This window comes from Glutamicibacter nicotianae (assembly GCF_006539525.1).
Classification (GTDB): Bacteria; Actinomycetota; Actinomycetes; order Actinomycetales; family Micrococcaceae; genus Glutamicibacter; species Glutamicibacter nicotianae.
Window position 1 is genome coordinate 543,632 of the sequence record NZ_BJNE01000001.1, and the last position, 16,461, is coordinate 560,092.

The 16,461-nt window shown below is 62.3% G+C and carries 14 protein-coding genes and 4 tRNA genes; 9 read left to right on the forward strand and 9 right to left on the reverse strand.

Translation table 11 applies throughout. From position 1 onward, the window contains the following. Positions 1-5 precede the first annotated feature (5 nt). Both ANI01nite_RS02430 and ANI01nite_RS02435 read right to left on the reverse strand, forming a co-directional pair. Complete coding sequence (locus tag ANI01nite_RS02430; RefSeq protein WP_141355706.1) at positions 6-1,139, reverse strand: polyprenyl synthetase family protein; 1,134 nt, start codon at positions 1,137-1,139, stop codon at positions 6-8. Then, the gene (locus ANI01nite_RS02435; protein WP_168201972.1) at positions 1,136-1,633 is read right to left on the reverse strand and encodes a MarR family winged helix-turn-helix transcriptional regulator; all 498 of its coding nucleotides are present in this window, start codon (positions 1,631-1,633) and stop codon (positions 1,136-1,138) included. The genes ANI01nite_RS02430 and ANI01nite_RS02435 overlap by 4 nt, the downstream gene beginning before the upstream one ends. A 116-nt stretch (positions 1,634-1,749) precedes the next feature. Between ANI01nite_RS02435 and ANI01nite_RS02440 the strand changes: the two genes are divergently transcribed. Further along, complete coding sequence (locus ANI01nite_RS02440; protein ID WP_141355710.1) at positions 1,750-2,580, forward strand: TspO-related membrane protein; 831 nt, start codon at positions 1,750-1,752, stop codon at positions 2,578-2,580. After that, a complete protein-coding gene (locus ANI01nite_RS02445; protein WP_141355712.1) occupies positions 2,577-4,040 on the forward strand; it encodes an SDR family oxidoreductase in 1,464 nt (487 codons plus the stop codon). Before ANI01nite_RS02440 ends, ANI01nite_RS02445 begins: the two co-directional genes overlap by 4 nt. Positions 4,041-4,061: 21 nt before the next feature. Here ANI01nite_RS02445 and ANI01nite_RS02450 read toward each other — a convergent pair whose 3' ends face one another. From ANI01nite_RS02450 to ANI01nite_RS02475, 6 genes are all read right to left on the reverse strand, one after another. Then, the gene (locus tag ANI01nite_RS02450) at positions 4,062-4,622 is read right to left on the reverse strand and encodes a MarR family winged helix-turn-helix transcriptional regulator (RefSeq protein WP_073707546.1); all 561 of its coding nucleotides are present in this window, start codon (positions 4,620-4,622) and stop codon (positions 4,062-4,064) included. Between the two features lie 112 nt (positions 4,623-4,734). Beyond that, a tRNA-Leu gene (locus ANI01nite_RS02455) sits at positions 4,735-4,819 on the reverse strand. Positions 4,820-4,911: 92 nt separating this feature from the next. Further along, complete coding sequence (gene bcp / locus ANI01nite_RS02460) at positions 4,912-5,403, reverse strand: thioredoxin-dependent thiol peroxidase (protein WP_038991372.1); 492 nt, start codon at positions 5,401-5,403, stop codon at positions 4,912-4,914. Positions 5,404-5,469: 66 nt separating this feature from the next. Then, positions 5,470-5,542: transfer RNA gene (locus tag ANI01nite_RS02465), tRNA-Lys, on the reverse strand. Positions 5,543-5,974: 432 nt separating this feature from the next. Beyond that, positions 5,975-6,047, reverse strand: a tRNA-Lys gene (locus ANI01nite_RS02470). 49 nt (positions 6,048-6,096) lie between these two features. Next, positions 6,097-6,169: transfer RNA gene (locus ANI01nite_RS02475), tRNA-Lys, on the reverse strand. Between the two features lie 173 nt (positions 6,170-6,342). Between ANI01nite_RS02475 and ANI01nite_RS02480 the strand changes: the two genes are divergently transcribed. The 3 genes from ANI01nite_RS02480 to ANI01nite_RS02490 all read left to right on the forward strand — a co-directional run bounded on the left by ANI01nite_RS02480 (position 6,343) and on the right by ANI01nite_RS02490 (position 10,836). Continuing rightward, positions 6,343-7,275 carry a 2-hydroxyacid dehydrogenase gene (locus ANI01nite_RS02480; protein ID WP_141355714.1) on the forward strand — a complete coding sequence of 311 codons (933 nt, stop codon included), beginning with the start codon at positions 6,343-6,345 and terminating at the stop codon, positions 7,273-7,275. A gap of 150 nt (positions 7,276-7,425) precedes the next feature. Beyond that, positions 7,426-9,270: an ABC transporter substrate-binding protein gene (locus ANI01nite_RS02485; protein WP_170214538.1), complete on the forward strand. Its 1,845-nt coding sequence runs from the start codon at positions 7,426-7,428 to the stop codon at positions 9,268-9,270. A 72-nt stretch (positions 9,271-9,342) separates the two neighbouring features. After that, the gene (locus tag ANI01nite_RS02490; protein WP_255314362.1) at positions 9,343-10,836 is read left to right on the forward strand and encodes a malate:quinone oxidoreductase; all 1,494 of its coding nucleotides are present in this window, start codon (positions 9,343-9,345) and stop codon (positions 10,834-10,836) included. A 77-nt stretch (positions 10,837-10,913) separates the two neighbouring features. On the opposite strand, the gene ANI01nite_RS02495 is transcribed toward ANI01nite_RS02490, so the two are convergent. Then, positions 10,914-11,396, reverse strand: coding sequence for an OsmC family protein (locus ANI01nite_RS02495; protein ID WP_218024295.1), 483 nt, complete (start codon positions 11,394-11,396; stop codon positions 10,914-10,916). A gap of 286 nt (positions 11,397-11,682) precedes the next feature. Here ANI01nite_RS02495 and ANI01nite_RS02500 point away from each other — a divergent pair, with 286 nt between their 5' ends. The 4 genes from ANI01nite_RS02500 to ANI01nite_RS02515 all read left to right on the forward strand — a co-directional run bounded on the left by ANI01nite_RS02500 (position 11,683) and on the right by ANI01nite_RS02515 (position 16,456). Beyond that, the gene (locus ANI01nite_RS02500) at positions 11,683-12,270 is read left to right on the forward strand and encodes a helix-turn-helix domain-containing protein (RefSeq protein ID WP_141355722.1); all 588 of its coding nucleotides are present in this window, start codon (positions 11,683-11,685) and stop codon (positions 12,268-12,270) included. After that, entirely contained in the window at positions 12,267-12,500 is a 234-nt protein-coding gene (locus ANI01nite_RS02505; RefSeq protein WP_141355724.1) for a hypothetical protein, read from the forward strand. Before ANI01nite_RS02500 ends, ANI01nite_RS02505 begins: the two co-directional genes overlap by 4 nt. Continuing rightward, positions 12,464-12,805: a hypothetical protein gene (locus ANI01nite_RS02510; RefSeq protein ID WP_141355726.1), complete on the forward strand. Its 342-nt coding sequence runs from the start codon at positions 12,464-12,466 to the stop codon at positions 12,803-12,805. The genes ANI01nite_RS02505 and ANI01nite_RS02510 overlap by 37 nt, the downstream gene beginning before the upstream one ends. 288 nt (positions 12,806-13,093) lie before the next feature. Then, a complete protein-coding gene (locus ANI01nite_RS02515; RefSeq protein WP_141355728.1) occupies positions 13,094-16,456 on the forward strand; it encodes an efflux RND transporter permease subunit in 3,363 nt (1,120 codons plus the stop codon). The last annotated feature ends 5 nt before the right edge of the window (positions 16,457-16,461 follow it).

Sequence of the window (16,461 nt, forward strand, 5' to 3'; positions counted from 1 at the left end):
GGTGTTCAGCTGCTTCGATCCAGGATCAGGCTGGTGCATTCGAGCAGCAGCGTGCGGGCTTCTTCGGGCAAGTCCAGGAAGGCGGCGGAGCCGGTGGCCCGCGAGCACAGCTGCGCTGCCAGCTGGCGGGCGAAGCGCTCTGCTCCCTGCGCCGCCAGCTCCTGGCGGATCCTGCCGGCATCCACCGTTCCCTCGCGGAATCCGGTGAGCAGTGCGGAGAATTCTGGTTGCTCGCTGGCCAGGGCCAGCAGGATGGTGCTCTTGAATTCGCGCAGATCAGATTCCACCGGCTTGCCGGTGCGTGTCGGATCACCGAAGGTTCCCAGCACGTCATCGATGATCTGGTAGGCCACGCCGAGCTGGCAGCCCACCGTGCCGAGGGCTTCGGCCTGCGCGGGGTGCGCTCCGGCCAGCAGGGCTCCTGCCTGCAGCGGCAGCTGGAAGGAGTAGGCGGCGGTTTTCATCTGCTCCATGCGCAGCACCTGGCTGGTGGTGGCAGGAGCCGGGCCCAGCGAGTAGAGCAGGTCTTCGAGTTCCCCGGCTCCTGCCTGCTCGATGGCTTGGAAGAAGGCTTGTTCCACGCCGGCTTCGGCATCGCTGCCGGCCGCGGCGCGGGCGGCGAGCTTGATCGCCTCGCTGATCAGCAGGTCCCCGGCAATGATGCCCACCGAATTGCCCGCATGCTCGGCATCGACAGGATTCCGGCCGTTGGCCAGTGCGTGGTCGCGGTAGACCGCCGAGATGGTCGGCTCTCCGCGGCGCACGAAGTCGCGGTCCACCACGTCGTCGTGGATCAACAGGGCCGCGTGCAGCAGCTCGAAGGCGCAGCCCAGGTCGATGGCGCGGGCTTCGTTGCGTCCGCCGAAGGCCCGGTAGCCGAGCATCACCATCCCTGGCCGCATGAGCTTGCCGGTTCCCAGGCGTGCGCCGATGCGGGACCAGAGCAGCGCGGTCTGCTCCGAGTAGGCGGCGCTGCGCCGCTGGGCCTGCATGGCCAGAAGTTCCAGCCGGTCGCTGATGGCCTGCCGGGTGGCGTCATCGATGAGCCCGCGCGCGGCCGGTGGGGTTTGCGATGGCGCAGTGTGCGCTGGCACTGTTGGGGCCGGCAGGGACTGGTGCGTGGTGGTGTGCGTTCTCATGATTCCCTGCTCCCAGGTTGTGGTGTGGTTGCTTGGTGTTCTTCACTGCTCCCGGTCTCCCGCTGGTCCAGTTCGCGCCGGGACGCTTCCAGCTCGGCGCGCAGCCGGACGCGATCCGGCTCGTCGAGTTGCGCACTGAAGGTGTGCAGATGCCGAAGCAGTACCTGTCCCGGTCCGGTGGACACAGGGAAATTGGGTCCCGGGACCACCAAGGTGCGCCGGCGGTCCGAGGCGTGATGCCGTCTTTCCACCACTCCGCGGGCCTCCAGCCGATCCAGGACCGAGGTGATTCCTGCCGATGAGACCCCGAGTTCGCGGGCCAGTTGCCCGGAGCTGGGAGTTTGCATGGAACGCAGCAGGTTCACCGCGCGCAGGTCTGTATCGTTCAGGCCAAGCCGATGCCGCAAGCGTGCCTCGCACAGGGCGTAGGAGCGCGTCAGCCGCAACAGCTCCCGGAAGAGTTCCGAGGTCGTCAGCACTGCTGGACATTCCATGATCACTTCTCTCGGCTTATTGATATTTAGCTTATCTAGATACATCATGGTTTAACTATCCCGTTTTGTCGACCCGACACGGGAAAAACTTTCCATCGACCTTTCAGGAGCGCACGATGAGCAGTCCAGCCAATTCCCCCGATTTCCCCCTGCCGGCCCGAACGGCCACGGCATCGTGGACGCTGCCGGTGACCACGGCGCTGGCACTGGTTCTTGCCATCGCCGTCTCGTTCATCGGCAGCGGGGCCCTGGGCGGGACACCGATCCAGCAGGCAGCCGGCGGCTATCTCAGCGCCGATGCGACTTTGCTGGCACCGGCCGGCCCGGCGTTCTCCATCTGGAGCGTGATCTATGCAGGACTGGCCGTCTACGGAATTTTCCAGCTCACGCCCGCCGGGCGCCGCTCGGCCTGGGCGGCCCGGCTGCGGATGCCCGCGCTGCTTTCGGCATTGCTTAATGCCGCCTGGATTGCCGTCGTGCAGCTTGGCTGGCTGGGAGTAAGCGTCGCGGTGATCTTCGCCCTGGTTGCCTGCTTGGCCTGGATGCTGTCCATCATGATGGCCGGCACCCCTGGCTCGCGCACCGAATACTGGATCATGTGGTTGACCTTCGGCATCTACCTGGGCTGGGTCTGCGTGGCCAGCATTGCCAACACCGCAGCGTGGCTGCTCTCGCTGGGCGTTGGCGAAGGCGCTTCCTGGACGCCGGGATTCGCTGTGGTGCTGCTGGTGGCGGCAGCGGGCATCGGTCTGGGCATCACCGCCTACTCGGGCAGGATTTTCACCGCGGTGGCCATCGCCTGGGGCCTTGCCTGGATCGGCGCAAGCCGGCTGGCCGGCAGCAACCAGTCCGAGCTGGTGGGCTACGCCGGCTTGGGCTGCGCTGCATTGCTGCTTCTCGGCTCGCTGGCCATCGCCTGGCGCCAGCGCGGGGTGACGGCGCCATGAGCTTGATCGCGGTAACCGGAGCCAGCGGATATATTGGCGGACGGCTGGTGCCGCTGCTGTTGAGCAATGGGCACCAGGTCAAGGTGTTCACCCGTGATGCTCAGCGCCTGCGCGATATACCCTGGCGCAGCCAGGTGGAAGTCGTCGAGGGCGACCTGCAGGACCGGGAGGCCGTGGCCAGGCTCTGCAAGGACGTGGACCTGCTCTACTACCTGGTGCACTCGATGTCGGGAACCCGAGATTTCGCGGCCCAGGAGAAAGCCTGCGCACAGGTTGTGGCGCAGGCCGCGCGGGAGCAATCGGTCGGCCAGCTGGTCTATCTCTCGGGCCTGCATCCCGCCGGCGAACTCAGCGAGCATCTGGCATCACGGGTGGCCGTGGGAGAAATCCTGTCGGAGGCCGCCAGCACGCTGGTGCTCCAGGCAGGCCTGGTGATCGGCTCGGGCTCGGCCAGTTTCGAAATGGTCAGGCACCTGAGCGATGTGCTGCCGGTAATGCCGGCACCGCGATGGGTGCTGAACCAGGTACAGCCCATCGCCATCCGCGACACCCTGCACTACCTTGCGGCCTGCGCCGAGCTGGCGGAACCCGCGCAGGGCACCTATGACATCGGCGGGCCAAGCACCTACAGCTACGCCCAACTGATGAAGATCTATGCCCGGGTGGCCGGCCTGCGCGAGCCGAGCATCTGGCCGCTGCCGCTGCTGACCCCGCGGCTGGCCTCGCACTGGGTGAATCTGGTGACGCCGTTGCCGCACACCCTGGCATCGGCGCTGGTGCAGTCGCTGCAGCATGATTGCGTGATGGGCTCGCGGGAGATCGATGCGCTGATTGCCCCGCCAGCCGAAGGGCTGTGCGACTATCCGCGCGCGGTGCAGCTGGCGCTGGAGAAGATGGATGCTGACGCGGTGCAAACCAGCTGGGCTACCGCCCAGCCGATCGCCGCCCCGGCCGAACCGCTGCCTTCAGACCCGGACTGGGCAGGGCGCAAGGCCTACACGGACATCCGCCGGATCAGCACCAGCGCCACCGCGGCGCAGCTGTTCAGCGTGCTGCAACGGCTTGGCGGGGATTCGCACTATTTCGCCTTCCCCGCCCTGTGGAAGCTGCGCGGCCTGATGGACAAGCTGGCGGGAGGCGTAGGCTCACGGCGCGGCAGGCGCTCGCACAGCACCTTGGCGCTGGGAGATGTGCTGGATTGGTGGCGGGTGGAAGCCCTGGAAGAGAACAGCCTGCTGCGCCTGCGCGCGGAGATGCGCGCCCCGGGGCGGGCCTGGCTGGATTACCGCATCGGGAAGGACAGCGAGGGGCGAACGGAACTGATCCAGCGTGCGGTGTTCTTCCCGCGCGGCCTGGCAGGACGCTGCTATTGGTGGGCGGTATTCCCGTTCCATGGCGCCATTTTCCCAGCCACCATCAAGAACATCGTGCGCGATGCGGAAAAGCAGGAGGAGGGCTGAGCAGCTACTGCTGCTCCGGGGCTATTCGGTTTCGCCGGGGCCCGCTTCGTCGAGGCTGCTTTCCATGGCATCAGAGGTGCTGGCAAGGAACCGGATCACCACTTCCCGTTCTTCGGGGCTCAGCGATTTGGCGACTTCGAATCGCTTGGCATGATGCCGGCCGACCTGCTCGCGGGCGGCCAGATGGGTTTCCTCGGTCACTTCCACGCACTGCGAGCGACGGTCGGTTGGATGCTTGGTGCGCCGCACATGGCCATGGGCCTCCAACCGGTCAATCATCTTGGTGACCGACGCACTGGAAATTCCCAAATACTGGCTCAGGGCGCCAGGGGTGACCGATTGCCCGGCATGCTTGGCGGAGATCATCTTGCGGATGGCGCGCATGTCGGTTTCGTTCAGTTTCATGTACTGCTGCGAGCTGCGCATGATCCTGCGCTCGATCTGGCGCATCCGGCCCATTTCAGCCATGATCCGGTCGATTTGCTGCAGATCCGCATCCACGACGCCAGCCCGCTTGATCAGCTTCTGGCCAGGATCGGATTCAGCTAGCCCGTACATGGTGGGCAGGTCTTTGGCGGACATGGTGCCTCTCCTGATCGGATCTCGGTCGCGTGCCTAATTGGATCTTACGCCGTGCGTGATGGATGCATGCAGAAAACCCTGCGGCCGATGGAATCAGACCGCAGGGTTTTGTTGGTGCGAGTAGAGAGACTTGAACTCTCACGTCCGAAGACACTGGAACCTAAATCCAGCGCGTCTACCAATTCCGCCATACTCGCTAGCGCTACACCGGAAACACCGTTTCCCTGAAGGCGACCTCATTTAGTGTAGCGGAACTTGGGCCTGATATGAAATCAGTCAAGGGCAGCTGTTACTTCGGATCAATCCCCAAGTCACGGCGCAGCTTTGCCACATGTCCGGTGGCACGCACGTTGTACTGCGCGAGCGCAACCTTGCCCTCTTCATCGACCACGATCGTGGAGCGGATCAGGCCTTCGTAGACCTTGCCGTAATTCTTCTTTTCTCCCCAAGCACCATAGGCTTCAGCCACCGCGTGATCTTCATCGGAAAGCAGCGGGAAATTCAGTTCTTCGTTGGCAACGAACTTTTCAAGCTTTGCGGTCTTGTCCGGGGAAATGCCCAGAACTGCATAGCCCAGGCCCTTCAATGATTCGAGCGAATCACGGAAGTCGCACGCCTGCTTGGTGCAGCCAGGGGTGGATGCCGCTGGATAGAAGTACACAATGGTCTTCTTGCCACGGTAATCGGACAAGGAGACGGAATTGCCGGCAGCGTCCTGCAAGGTGAAATCAGGGGCCTGGTCGCCGACGGACAGGCGGTTAGCCGTTGCGGGAGTACTCATGAGCTAATCCTCTTTTCTTTGCGGTATACAAAAAATCCGACCTGATGAATCAGATCGGATCTACTGTGCGCCCTCCGGGACTCGAACCCGGAACCTAATGATTAAGAGTCATTTGCTCTACCAATTGAGCTAAAGGCGCTTCCTCGCTCTGACTAGTTCTTTTTCAGAACCCGTCATTGCGACGTAGACAATCATAGGCAGAAATGGCGCAAAAGCAAAAATCACCCAGCATCCAGTTCGCAAAGATAAACATCCAAGTCAGGTTCATGTTATCACGACTACGCCGATGCCGAAGTAATCTAAAACACACAAGTTTTCACTTCGGCAATGCCCATTGCCATCGCGCACCGTAGTTGCATATTCAATAACGCCGACCACCCGCTAGAAGTTCGCCATCGCGGTCGCTGCGCCGCGAGCCGCAAACGGGCACGAGTCGAAACGCTGATCCGCCCCGGCATTGCCAACGGACAAGCCCCGCGGCCGGTAAATTTCGGCCTGGCGCCATGACCGGAAGCGCAGAATCGCGCATGGTCAACAAAAAAGGCCAGACCGAAGCCTGACCTTTGTTTTGTGCGCCCTCCGGGACTCGAACCCGGAACCTAATGATTAAGAGTCATTTGCTCTACCAATTGAGCTAAAGGCGCGTATTGATTTATATAAACAAGCTGTCTGGTGAACCGAACAAATTGTTCGTGCGCCCCCCGGGACTTGAACCCGGAACCTAATGATTAAGAGTCATTTGCTCTGCCAATTGAGCTAGAGGCGCCCGCTGCGATGTTCTAGAAGCTTTTCGGGCTTCGCGCTTTCGCAACGAGATAAAACTTTACCAGCAATTTCCCTCAGCGCAAATTCGATTGCCAGTATTCCGCGGTGACCTTCATTACAGGAGATGACTAGGGGTTACTACCAAAGAGCGGAAGGGGTTTGTACAGTGATTCCATGAGCACCCAACGAACGATTTCATTCCCCTCCCAAGAACTGATTGATGCGGTCGGACCGATCCCGGAAAATCTCAAGGCAGTGCTCTGGGACTTGGAGAACGACCCCGAGACCCCGCTGGAAGACATCGACATTGCCGTCCTTCCCTACATGGCGAATCCCCAGACGCTGAAGAACGTCCGCAAGGCGCCTAATGTCAAGGTGGTCCAGACGCAGACAACCGGCTTTGATGGAATGATCGACCTGATCGGCGACCGCGCCGATATCAATACAGCGGCCGGCGTCCACGCGGCGGCTACCGCCGAGATGGCACTGGGACTGGCCATCGCCTCCTTGCGGGGCTTTCCGCAATCGGTGCGCGACCAGCAGCAGGGCCGATGGAATCCCCAGCAATGGCCCGGCTTAGCTGACCGTACCGTGGGCTTGGTTGGCGTGGGCGGCATCGGCGAGGAGATCCGCAAGCGCCTGGAGCCTTTCGAAGTCAATCTCTTGCGCTTCGGATCGACCGCCCGCACCGATGAGCATGGCGAGGTCTTCGCAACCTCCGAGCTGGCGGCTCGTGCGCCGGAAATCGAGGTGCTGATCCTGATCGTGCCACTCAATGATTCCACCCGCCACCTGGTGGATGCGCAATTGCTGGCCAAGCTTCCTGACGGCGCGACGGTCATCAACGTGGCCCGCGGTCCGGTGGTGGACACCGACGCCATCGTGGCGGAAGTCGCCTCGGGCCGCTTGAACATGGCATCAGATGTCTTCGACCCGGAACCGCTGCCTGCCGGCCATCCCCTGTGGCAGCACCCCAATGCGTTGGTCATTCCGCACAATGGCGGGAACACCAAGGCGTTCTTCCCGCGCATGGTGAAGCTGCTCAAGAAGCAGGTGCAGGCCTGGGCGGCGGGCAACGACGGCGAGAACCTCGTGCACCGCAGCTAACAATTTAGTGACAGATGACGGCTCCGGGAGTTTTGGCTCCCGGAGCAGTGGACGTGGTGCGCTATCTTTGATAAATACCTTTGCGCATTGCTCCCTGCTTGTTCCCTGCGCAAAGCAGTACCGCCTGCCGAAGGAAGATGAGCCATCCCCGTGCCCGAATTGCCACCGAAACCCGTATCACGACGCGCATTGCTGACCGGTACATTGGCGACAACCGCACTGGCGCTGACCGCCTGCACCGGCAATTCCGAACCCGCCACCTCCGCTTCGCCCTCGGCCTCCGCCAGCGCGTCCCCTGTTCCGCGGACCTTGCGCTTGGCGGCAGCCGCTCCCCCGGTCAAGCTTGATCCTGCCATCGTCGGCGATAACGAATCCTTCCGGATCACCCGCCAGGTTTACGAAACGCTGGTCGACATCGATCCGGATACCGGCAGCACCGTAGCCGGCCTGGCCGAATCCTGGACCGAAAGTCCCGACGGCCTGCGCTACACCTTTACCCTGCGCCAGGGAGTGCTCTTCCATGACGGCACCGAATTGACCGCTAAGGCAGTGGTCGCCAACTTCAACCGCTGGGAGAACTTGTCGCCGCAGCTGCGCACCGCCTCCAGCCAGGGTTTCGCGAACATCTTCCACATCGACAGCGACATCCCCAAGCTGCCCACCACCAAGGAACTTGAGAAGACCTTCAAGAGCACTGGCGAGGCTACCGAAGAAGAGCTGGCCACCCAGCAGTCGCGCACCGAGCAGCTCGAAGAGTTGTCCAAGCAGTTCGAGACGAAGCTCTTTGAAGGCAAATCCTCCGCGGGTTCGGCAAGCTATTTCGCGTCCGTCGAGGCCACCGGCGAGTACGTGGTCACCTTGAACCTGCGCCGCAGGCTGCCAGGGCTGGTCGACGCGCTGACCTTGCCGGGCATGGCCATCGCCGCACCCAGCGCGTTGACCGGCGGCCCAAAGCAGAATCCTGCCCAGTCGCTGTCCACCCACCCGGTAGGTACCGGGCCCTACGCCTTCGTCTCCAATGGCAACGGCGTGGTGCGCCTGGAGATCTTCAAGGACTACTGGAACCAGGCGCGTCTGGACAACAACACCGGGCATCCTGAAGTCGCGCTGATCTCCGCAGTTCCTTCGCCCTACAACCGCGAAGGCGCGCTGCTGGCCGATGAAATCGACGGCTTCGACATGGTGTCGGTGGACATCATGCGCACACTGGTGCGCAATGCCAAGGTGGTCGTCCAGCGCGACCCCTTCTCGGTGCTCTACCTTGGCATGGACCAGCGCAACAAGTGGCTGGCCAAGCCGGATTTCCGCCTGGCCATCGCCCATGCGATCAACCGCAGCTCGCTGGCCGAGAAGCTGTTCCTGCAAGGATCCAAGCATGCTTCCACCCTGCTGCCTCCCGCGCTGAGCATTCCGGCTCCGGAAGAAACCCCCAACCACGACGCCACGAAAGCCAAGGCGTTGCTGGGCGAGCTGGGCTACGACGGTGAAGAAATCGAATTCGCCTATCCGCTGCGGGTTTCGCGCAATTACCTGCCGTTGCCCGAGCGCACCTTCGCGCAGATCGCCGACGACCTGGCCGCGGTGGGGATCCGCATCAAGCCCAAGCCGATCGCCTGGACCGACGGCTATGTGCAGACCGTGCAGTCCAAGGACTTCAATGGGCTGCACCTGCTGGGCTTCTCCGGCGGCTACCGTTCCGCCGACGACTTCCTTTCGGGCATCCTGGCGTCCAAGGAGAATGAGTTCGGCTACACCTCGGCGTTACTTGACTCACAGGTCATGCTGGCTCGTTCCGTCCCATTTGGCAAGGAGCGGACCGCTGCCTATGCCGATATCCTCGAGACCCTGAACACCGATCTGCCCGCGCTCCCCTTGGTCTTTCCGATCTCTGCGCTGGCGTTTAACGGGAACGTCACCTTCTATCCGCCATCGCCGATGCTCAATGAGTGCTACGCGGATGTGCAGATGACGAATTCACCGTCCATCTCAAGTTAGCGACCGTTAACCCAGTTAACGATTTCTGGCCCCCGGGGATATGGGTCTACTCTGGGAGAGAGCAAAGTATCACTGTCGATGGAGATCCTCGTGCCTTCTGAAACGTCAACCGAATCTTTTGACGTAGTACTAATCGGTGCCGGCATCATGAGTGCCACCCTTGGCACCATGATCAACCAGCTGGAGCCAACCTGGTCCATTGGTCTTTTCGAGAACCTGGACAAGGCCGGGCAGGAGTCCTCCTCCCCTTGGAACAACGCAGGCACCGGCCACTCGGCACTGTGCGAGCTGAACTACACCGCTGCCAAGGCTGACGGCTCGGTCGATCCGGCCAAGGCCATCGGCATCAACGAGCAGTTCCAGGTGTCCCGCCAGTTCTACTCGTGGGCCGTGGAGAACAAGCGCGTAGCTGACAACAGCTTCATCAACGCCCTGCCGCACATGTCCTTCGTCATCGGCGAGGACCACTCCAAGTACCTGCAGACGCGCTACGAGGCCCTGAAGCCGAACGCCCTGTTCGACGAACTGGAAATCACCAACGACCTGGACACCATCAACGAGTGGACCCCGCTGGTTGCCAAGGGCCGCGACGCCTCGCAGAAGGTCGCCGCGTCCCGCGTCGTCTCCGGCACCGACGTCGATTTCGGCCGGCTGACCCGCGAGTTGACCGACTCGCTGGGCGCCGCCGGCGCCTCGGTGAACTACGGCCACAAGGTCAAGGGCCTCAAGCGTTCGGGCGCCGGCTGGGAGCTGACCGTCAAGGACAACGCTTCGGGCGCAGTGAAGAACGTCAAGGCCAAGTTCGTGTTCGTCGGCGCGGGCGGCGGAGCACTGCCGCTGCTGCAGAAGGCAGGCATCGACGAGATCAAGGGCTTCGGCGGATTCCCGGTCTCCGGCCAGTTCCTGCGTTGCACCGACGAGACCGTCATCGACCAGCACCATGCCAAGGTCTACGGCCAGGCTTCCGTGGGCGCACCTCCAATGTCGGTGCCGCACCTGGACACGCGCTTTGTCGACGGCAAGCGCTCGCTGATGTTCGGCCCGTACGCCGGCTTCTCGATGAACTTCCTGAAGTCCACCGGCCAGCTGGATCTTCCACTGTCCCTGCGTCCTCACAACATCATCCCGATGCTGGCCGTGGGCAAGGACAACCTGGATCTGACCACCTACCTGATCAAGGAAGTTCTCAAGTCGCGCGCCAAGAAGGACGAGTCGCTGGCAGAGTACTTCCCTCAGGCAGATGGCTCCAAGTGGGAACTGATCACCGCTGGCCAGCGTGTCCAGGTCATCAAGAAGGATGCCAAGAAGGGCGGCGTGCTGCAGTTCGGCACCGAGGTCATCACCTCCTCGGACGGCTCGATCTCCGGCCTGCTCGGCGCTTCGCCAGGCGCTTCGACCGCTACCCCGATCATGATCGGCCTGCTCTCGCGCTGCTTCCCGAAGCAGTTCGCCGGCTGGGAGTCGAAGCTGAAGGACATGATTCCTTCCTACGGCCAGAAGCTGAACGAGAACCCGGCACTCTACGCCGAGGTCAAGGCAGCTACCGACAAGTCCCTGGGACTGTAGCCACCTGGCACCACGAGAACCGTCCACCAGCATTGGTGGACGGTTCTTCGCATATCCGGGCTAAGCACTACCGCGGGTTATTGCGCCGATGCGGCGACCTCGATGTCCAGCGGGGATTTCAAGGTCTGGAGCACCACGCAATACTTTTCGGTGGCCTCGATCAGCTGCGCCACTTCCTGCTCGCTGGCCTCGGTCTGCAGCTCGAAGGACAGCTTGATCGAGCTGAACCCCACCGCGGCGTCGGGATCCAATCCCAAGGTGCCGCGCACATCCAGCACGCCGCTCGCGTGGACGCTGCCGCTCACGCTCAGCGAGCGGTTGATCGCCACCGCGGCCAAGGTGACACCGGCACAGGCCACCAGCGCCTGCAGGAGCATATCCCCCGAGCAGGCCAATGTCCCGTCCCCGCCGGTGGACGGGTGCAGGCCGGCGTCCACCAGGGCTTGGCCGGTGTGCACCGAGCAGGACAGCCCTTCTTCTCCGAGCGTTCCGCTGGCCTCCAGCACGATGCTTCCAGCCTCCGGCTGCTCGCGGTACAGCTGCTTCAATGGCCGCTGCACGCTGCGTAGAGTATCCCGATCCATGGCTGCCCTGCCCCTCTGCGAAGTTCCGCGGGACTATCCCGTAGATCGAGTATGCGCGCGATTCCGCACAAAAGAGCCGGGCGATCGGCAGGTTATTCGCGCCGGGTTAGTTGCCTGAGGTACTCTGCTTCGCTCACAGTGCGCATCGCCAAATCCAGTGGCATCGTAGGTTCGACGATCTAGCGCCTCGACATCAAGAGTCGATTCCGAACTACGACTTGGGTATCTACATTTAGTATGCGAACGGTGCCATAATGTAGGAATGGGAACGATTAGTACTGCACATGATCTGGGGCGAGCAATCCGTGGCGCCCGGATTCAAAACGGCTTGAGCCAACAGGAGCTCGCAAGCAAAACCGGGCAATCACGAAAGTTCATCGTAGATCTTGAATCAGGCAAAGAGACGGCTGAGCTCGGCGCTTCGTTGCGAGTTGCCAATGCCTTGGATATCCACTGGGCTGCCCCACTTCCGACTCCTCAGTTGATACTCGACGAGGCAGCCCGCGATATTGCCCACGAGCTGTCTTCCGGCGACAACGAATTCGCCCTAAGAATCGCAATGGATTCATTGAAGAAATTGAAAATGATGAAACCGGAGCACCTGAAGAAGCCCAAATCTACCGGGAGCGAACGATTCGATGCCTTGCTGGCAGCGAGCGCGCGGATTGCGCTTGATGGCGTTTCTGCGCGGAAGCCCCGGTGGGGAGTGAAACTGCAGAATCCATGGTTTCCAGGTGCCGATACCCGGAGCATGAGCGAGGCGTTCAAGGAATTGACGATAAAGCGCACCCCGAAGGCGTTCGCTGATTTCAATATTTTCCTCAAAGACAATTCGCTGGAGATGCCGTGAACAAAGACTTTACGTTAGATGAGATTCGCGAACTGCTTGGCGAGCTCGGGGCACGACTTCAGGCCAATGGGATCACTGCAATGATCCGAATGGTCGGTGGGGCAGCTATCGCCTTTTCGGGAAACGACCGTCGGGTAACGCAAAACATTGATGCATATCGCCGCAGGCCGACGTTGAACGCCTCATCAAGTCAATGGCTAAAGAACGAAATCTTCCATCTGGGTGGCTGAACTCCAGCGCGGCCGCCTTCATCCCCGCAGGAGCAAAATGGGTAACGGTCAATCTTGGCCAAGGGTTCAAGGCATATATCGCTTCGCCTGAAACTCTGCTGGCGATGAAGCTCAACTCAGCACGAGATCGGGACATCCTCGACATCAGCTTCTTGCTGGAAAAGCTGGATATTCACAGCGTGGATGGGGCCACTGACATAGCAGCTGAGCTCTATGGCGACGATGGCGTTGCGTATTCCGCAACGAGCCGAGAAGATGCTCCTATCGTCGTCGAAGAAGCCATCAACCAGAATCGCAATAGCTGACCCATGGAGGCTTGGTTCTGCGATTCGGTGGCTTCATTGACCTACGAAAAGTCGCAACCTTGTGCCCTTGGCCTACGGTTCGTGCTCGCGATGTCCTGGCCTTCCGCAATCCTCAATACCCTGGATCCAACGACAGTCGTCCGGCCCGGCCGCCACAGGCAACTGCCGGGTAGTCCATTCGGATGATTTTTGCGTGCTTAACATCTCTCGGTGACCGTTGTGCAATGGCAACCAACTAAAGTTGGATATAAGCCCTTCCCACTGCGACACAACGAGGACCACACCCGCATGCAGCGCTTGGCCATCTTGTCATTGAAGAACCGGGCGCTCATTGCGCTCATCACGGTTTTCGCCGCCGTTTTCGGCGTGATTTCCATGGGATCGCTCAAGCAGGAGCTGATCCCGGAACTGGAATTCCCGCAGATCTCGGTCATGGCAACCCAAATGGGTTCCAGCCCCGAGGTGATCGACGAACAGGTCGCCGAACCGCTGGAAACCGCGCTGCAGGCTGTCGAGGGCCTGGAATCCTCCACGGCCACCTCGCAGACCGGCTTCACCCGCATCGGCTTGACCTTCGAATACGGCACGGACATGGACCGGGCCCGCACCCAGGTGGAACGGGCCATTGCCAACTCCAAGTCCCAGCTGCCCGAGGATGTGGAGCCGACCGCCTTCGCCGGTTCCATCGCCGATTTCCCGGTGCTGGCCCTGGCGGTCTCCTCGGACCAGTCGCTGGAAGCGCTCAACGACGACGTGGAGCGCATCACCCTGCCCAAGCTGCAGAAGATCGACGGCGTCCGCGAGGCCTCGGTCTCCGGCGGCTCCTCCCAGCACATTGCGGTGATCCCGAAGGACAGCCAGATGCGCGAGGCCGGGCTGTCCGTCGCGGACCTGAAGGACGGCATCGAGAACGCCGGCTCCCCCATGCCGATCGGCAACATGGACGTCGACGGCCTGGAGCTTCCGGTGATTGCCGGCTCCACCCCGGATACCCTGGACGCCATCAAGGACATCCCGCTGGTCACCGACAACGGCCCGGTGCTGCTCAAGGACGTCGCCGAGGTCTCGGTGCAGGCCGACGAGGCCACGAGCATCACCCGCACCAATGGCGAGGAGACCCTCTCTATCCAGGTCACCAAGACCCCGGATGGCGACACCGTAGCCATTTCGCATGCCATCACCGCGATGCTCGCCGAGCTGGAATCGGAGCTGGGCCACAAGGCCACCATGACCACGATCTTCGACCAGGCGCCGTTCATCGAGGACTCGATCAAGCACCTGGCACTGGAAGGCGCGCTGGGCCTGGGCTTCGCCGTGATCATCATCCTGGTGTTCCTCTTCTCGGTACGCTCCACCCTGGTCACCGCAATCTCCATCCCGCTGTCGCTGATGGCGACGTTCATCGGGATGAACGTTTTCGGGTACACGCTGAACATGCTGACCTTGGGCGCTTTGACCATTTCCATCGGACGAGTGGTGGATGACTCGATTGTGGTCATCGAGAACATCAAGCGCCATCTGGCCCACGGAGAATCCAAGGCGCAGGCCATCTTGCTGGCGGTCAAGGAAGTTGCCGGCGCCATTACCGCGGCGACCCTGACCACCGTGGCGGTGTTCCTGCCGATCGCCCTGGTGGGCGGCATGGCCGGCGAGCTGTTCAGCCCGTTCGCGCTGACCATGACCATCGCGCTGCTGGCCTCGCTGCTGGTCTCGCTGACCATCGTCCCGGTGCTGGCGTACTGGTTCCTGCCGCACCGCCCGGGCAGCGGCGAAACCCACACCGTGCACGTAGCCGAAGACAAGTCCTGGCTGCAGCGCGCCTATATCCCGGTGCTGAAGAAGACCCAGAAGCACCCGGTCATCACGCTGCTCGCCTCCGTGCTGGTGCTTGCCGGCACCGTGGCGATGACCCCGCTGCTGAACACCAACCTGCTGGGCTCAACCGGCGAGAACTCGATCTCCATCACCGCCGAAATGCCGTCGGGCACGGCCATGGAAACCACCGAGAAGGAAGCGGCGAAGATCGAATCCAAGCTCGCGGACATCGACGGCATCGAAGATGTCCAGCTGACCGTGGGCACCGCCAGCGGCATGGCGGCCATGTTCTCCTCGGGCTCGGACACCGCCAGCTTCACCGTGATCACCGATCCCGATGCGGATCAGGAAGCGCTGAAGAACACGGTGCGCGAGCAGGTCGAGGCACTGGACCTGCCCAAGGACCTGGATCTGAGCTTCGGCTCGAACTCCTCGGCCATGATGTCCAGCGATGTCACCGTCGAGATCAAGGCCCCGGATGAGGGAATCCTTCGCGAGGCGACCACCGCGACCCGCGAGGCGCTGGAAGGCACCGAGCACGTCACCGAAATCTCCGATAACCTCTCGGCTGAACGCGAGCAGGTCTCCATCGATATCGATGCCACCAAGGCCGCCGAGGCGGGGCTGACCGAAACCCAGCTGGCGGGAATGGTCGCCTCCCAGGTCTCCCCTGTTCCTGCCGGTACGCTGCGCCTGGACTACACCGACATGACGGTGCAGATCGGCGAGGGCATGGACCTGGACAGCCTTGACAAGCTGCGCGAGCTGGAGATCCCGACCGCCGCCGGCGTCAAGGAACTGCAGGATCTGGCCACCGTGGAGCGCGCCAAGGTGGTCCAGCAGGTCACCACCTCCAACGGCGAGCGGATCGCCACCGTCACCCTGGCCCCTGCGGAGAACATGCTCGGGGATGTGTCCAAGAACGTCACCGAGCGCCTGGAGTCGGTGCAGCTGCCCGAGGGCGCCACGGCAGAAATCGGCGGCGCGGCCACCGAACAGGCCGAGTCCTTCAACCAGCTGTATCTGGCGTTGCTGGCGGCCATCGCCATCGTTTACGTGATCATGGTGGCCACCTTCAAGTCCCTGATCCAGCCGCTGATCCTGCTGGTCTCGATTCCCTTCGCCGCCACCGGCGCGATCGGCCTGCTGCTGATCTCAGGCATCCCGCTGGGCCTGCCCTCGCTGATCGGCATGCTGATGCTGGTGGGCATCGTGGTGACCAACGCGATTGTGCTGATCGACTTGATCAACCAGTACCGTCAGGACACGCCGGAGCGTCCGGCCATGGCCCTGGAGGATGCCATCATGCACGGCGCCCGCCAGCGCCTGCGCCCGATCCTGATGACCGCGCTGGCGACCATCTTCGCGCTGGTGCCGATGGGCCTGGGCCTGACCGGCCAGTCGGGCTTCATCTCCCAGCCGCTGGCCGTGGTGGTCATCGGCGGCCTGGTCTCCTCCACCTTGCTCACGCTGATCCTGGTGCCGGTGCTCTACCGCCTGGTCGAGTCCCGCAAGGAGAAGAACGCCAAGGCCCGCTCCGCGCGCAAGCATTCTGCGCAGCAGCACACCGCGGCCCAGGACCTGACCCGTGCCATGGACAGCGCCAGCGCCAAGATCGCGCCGGAGGCTGCACCGGCAGCCGATGCCAAGACTAAGGCCAAGTCGGAAGACAAGGCCTTAGTCAAGGACAAGGGCAAGGCTGGCCAGAATGAAAAGCCGGCGGCACCGGCCGATCAGGTCATCAACCCGTTGACCGGACAGATTCCGGTCTCGCGCAAGGAACGCCGGGCGTTCGAAGAGATGATGAAGCAGACGCCGCCCAAGACTGACGGCTAGCTTTC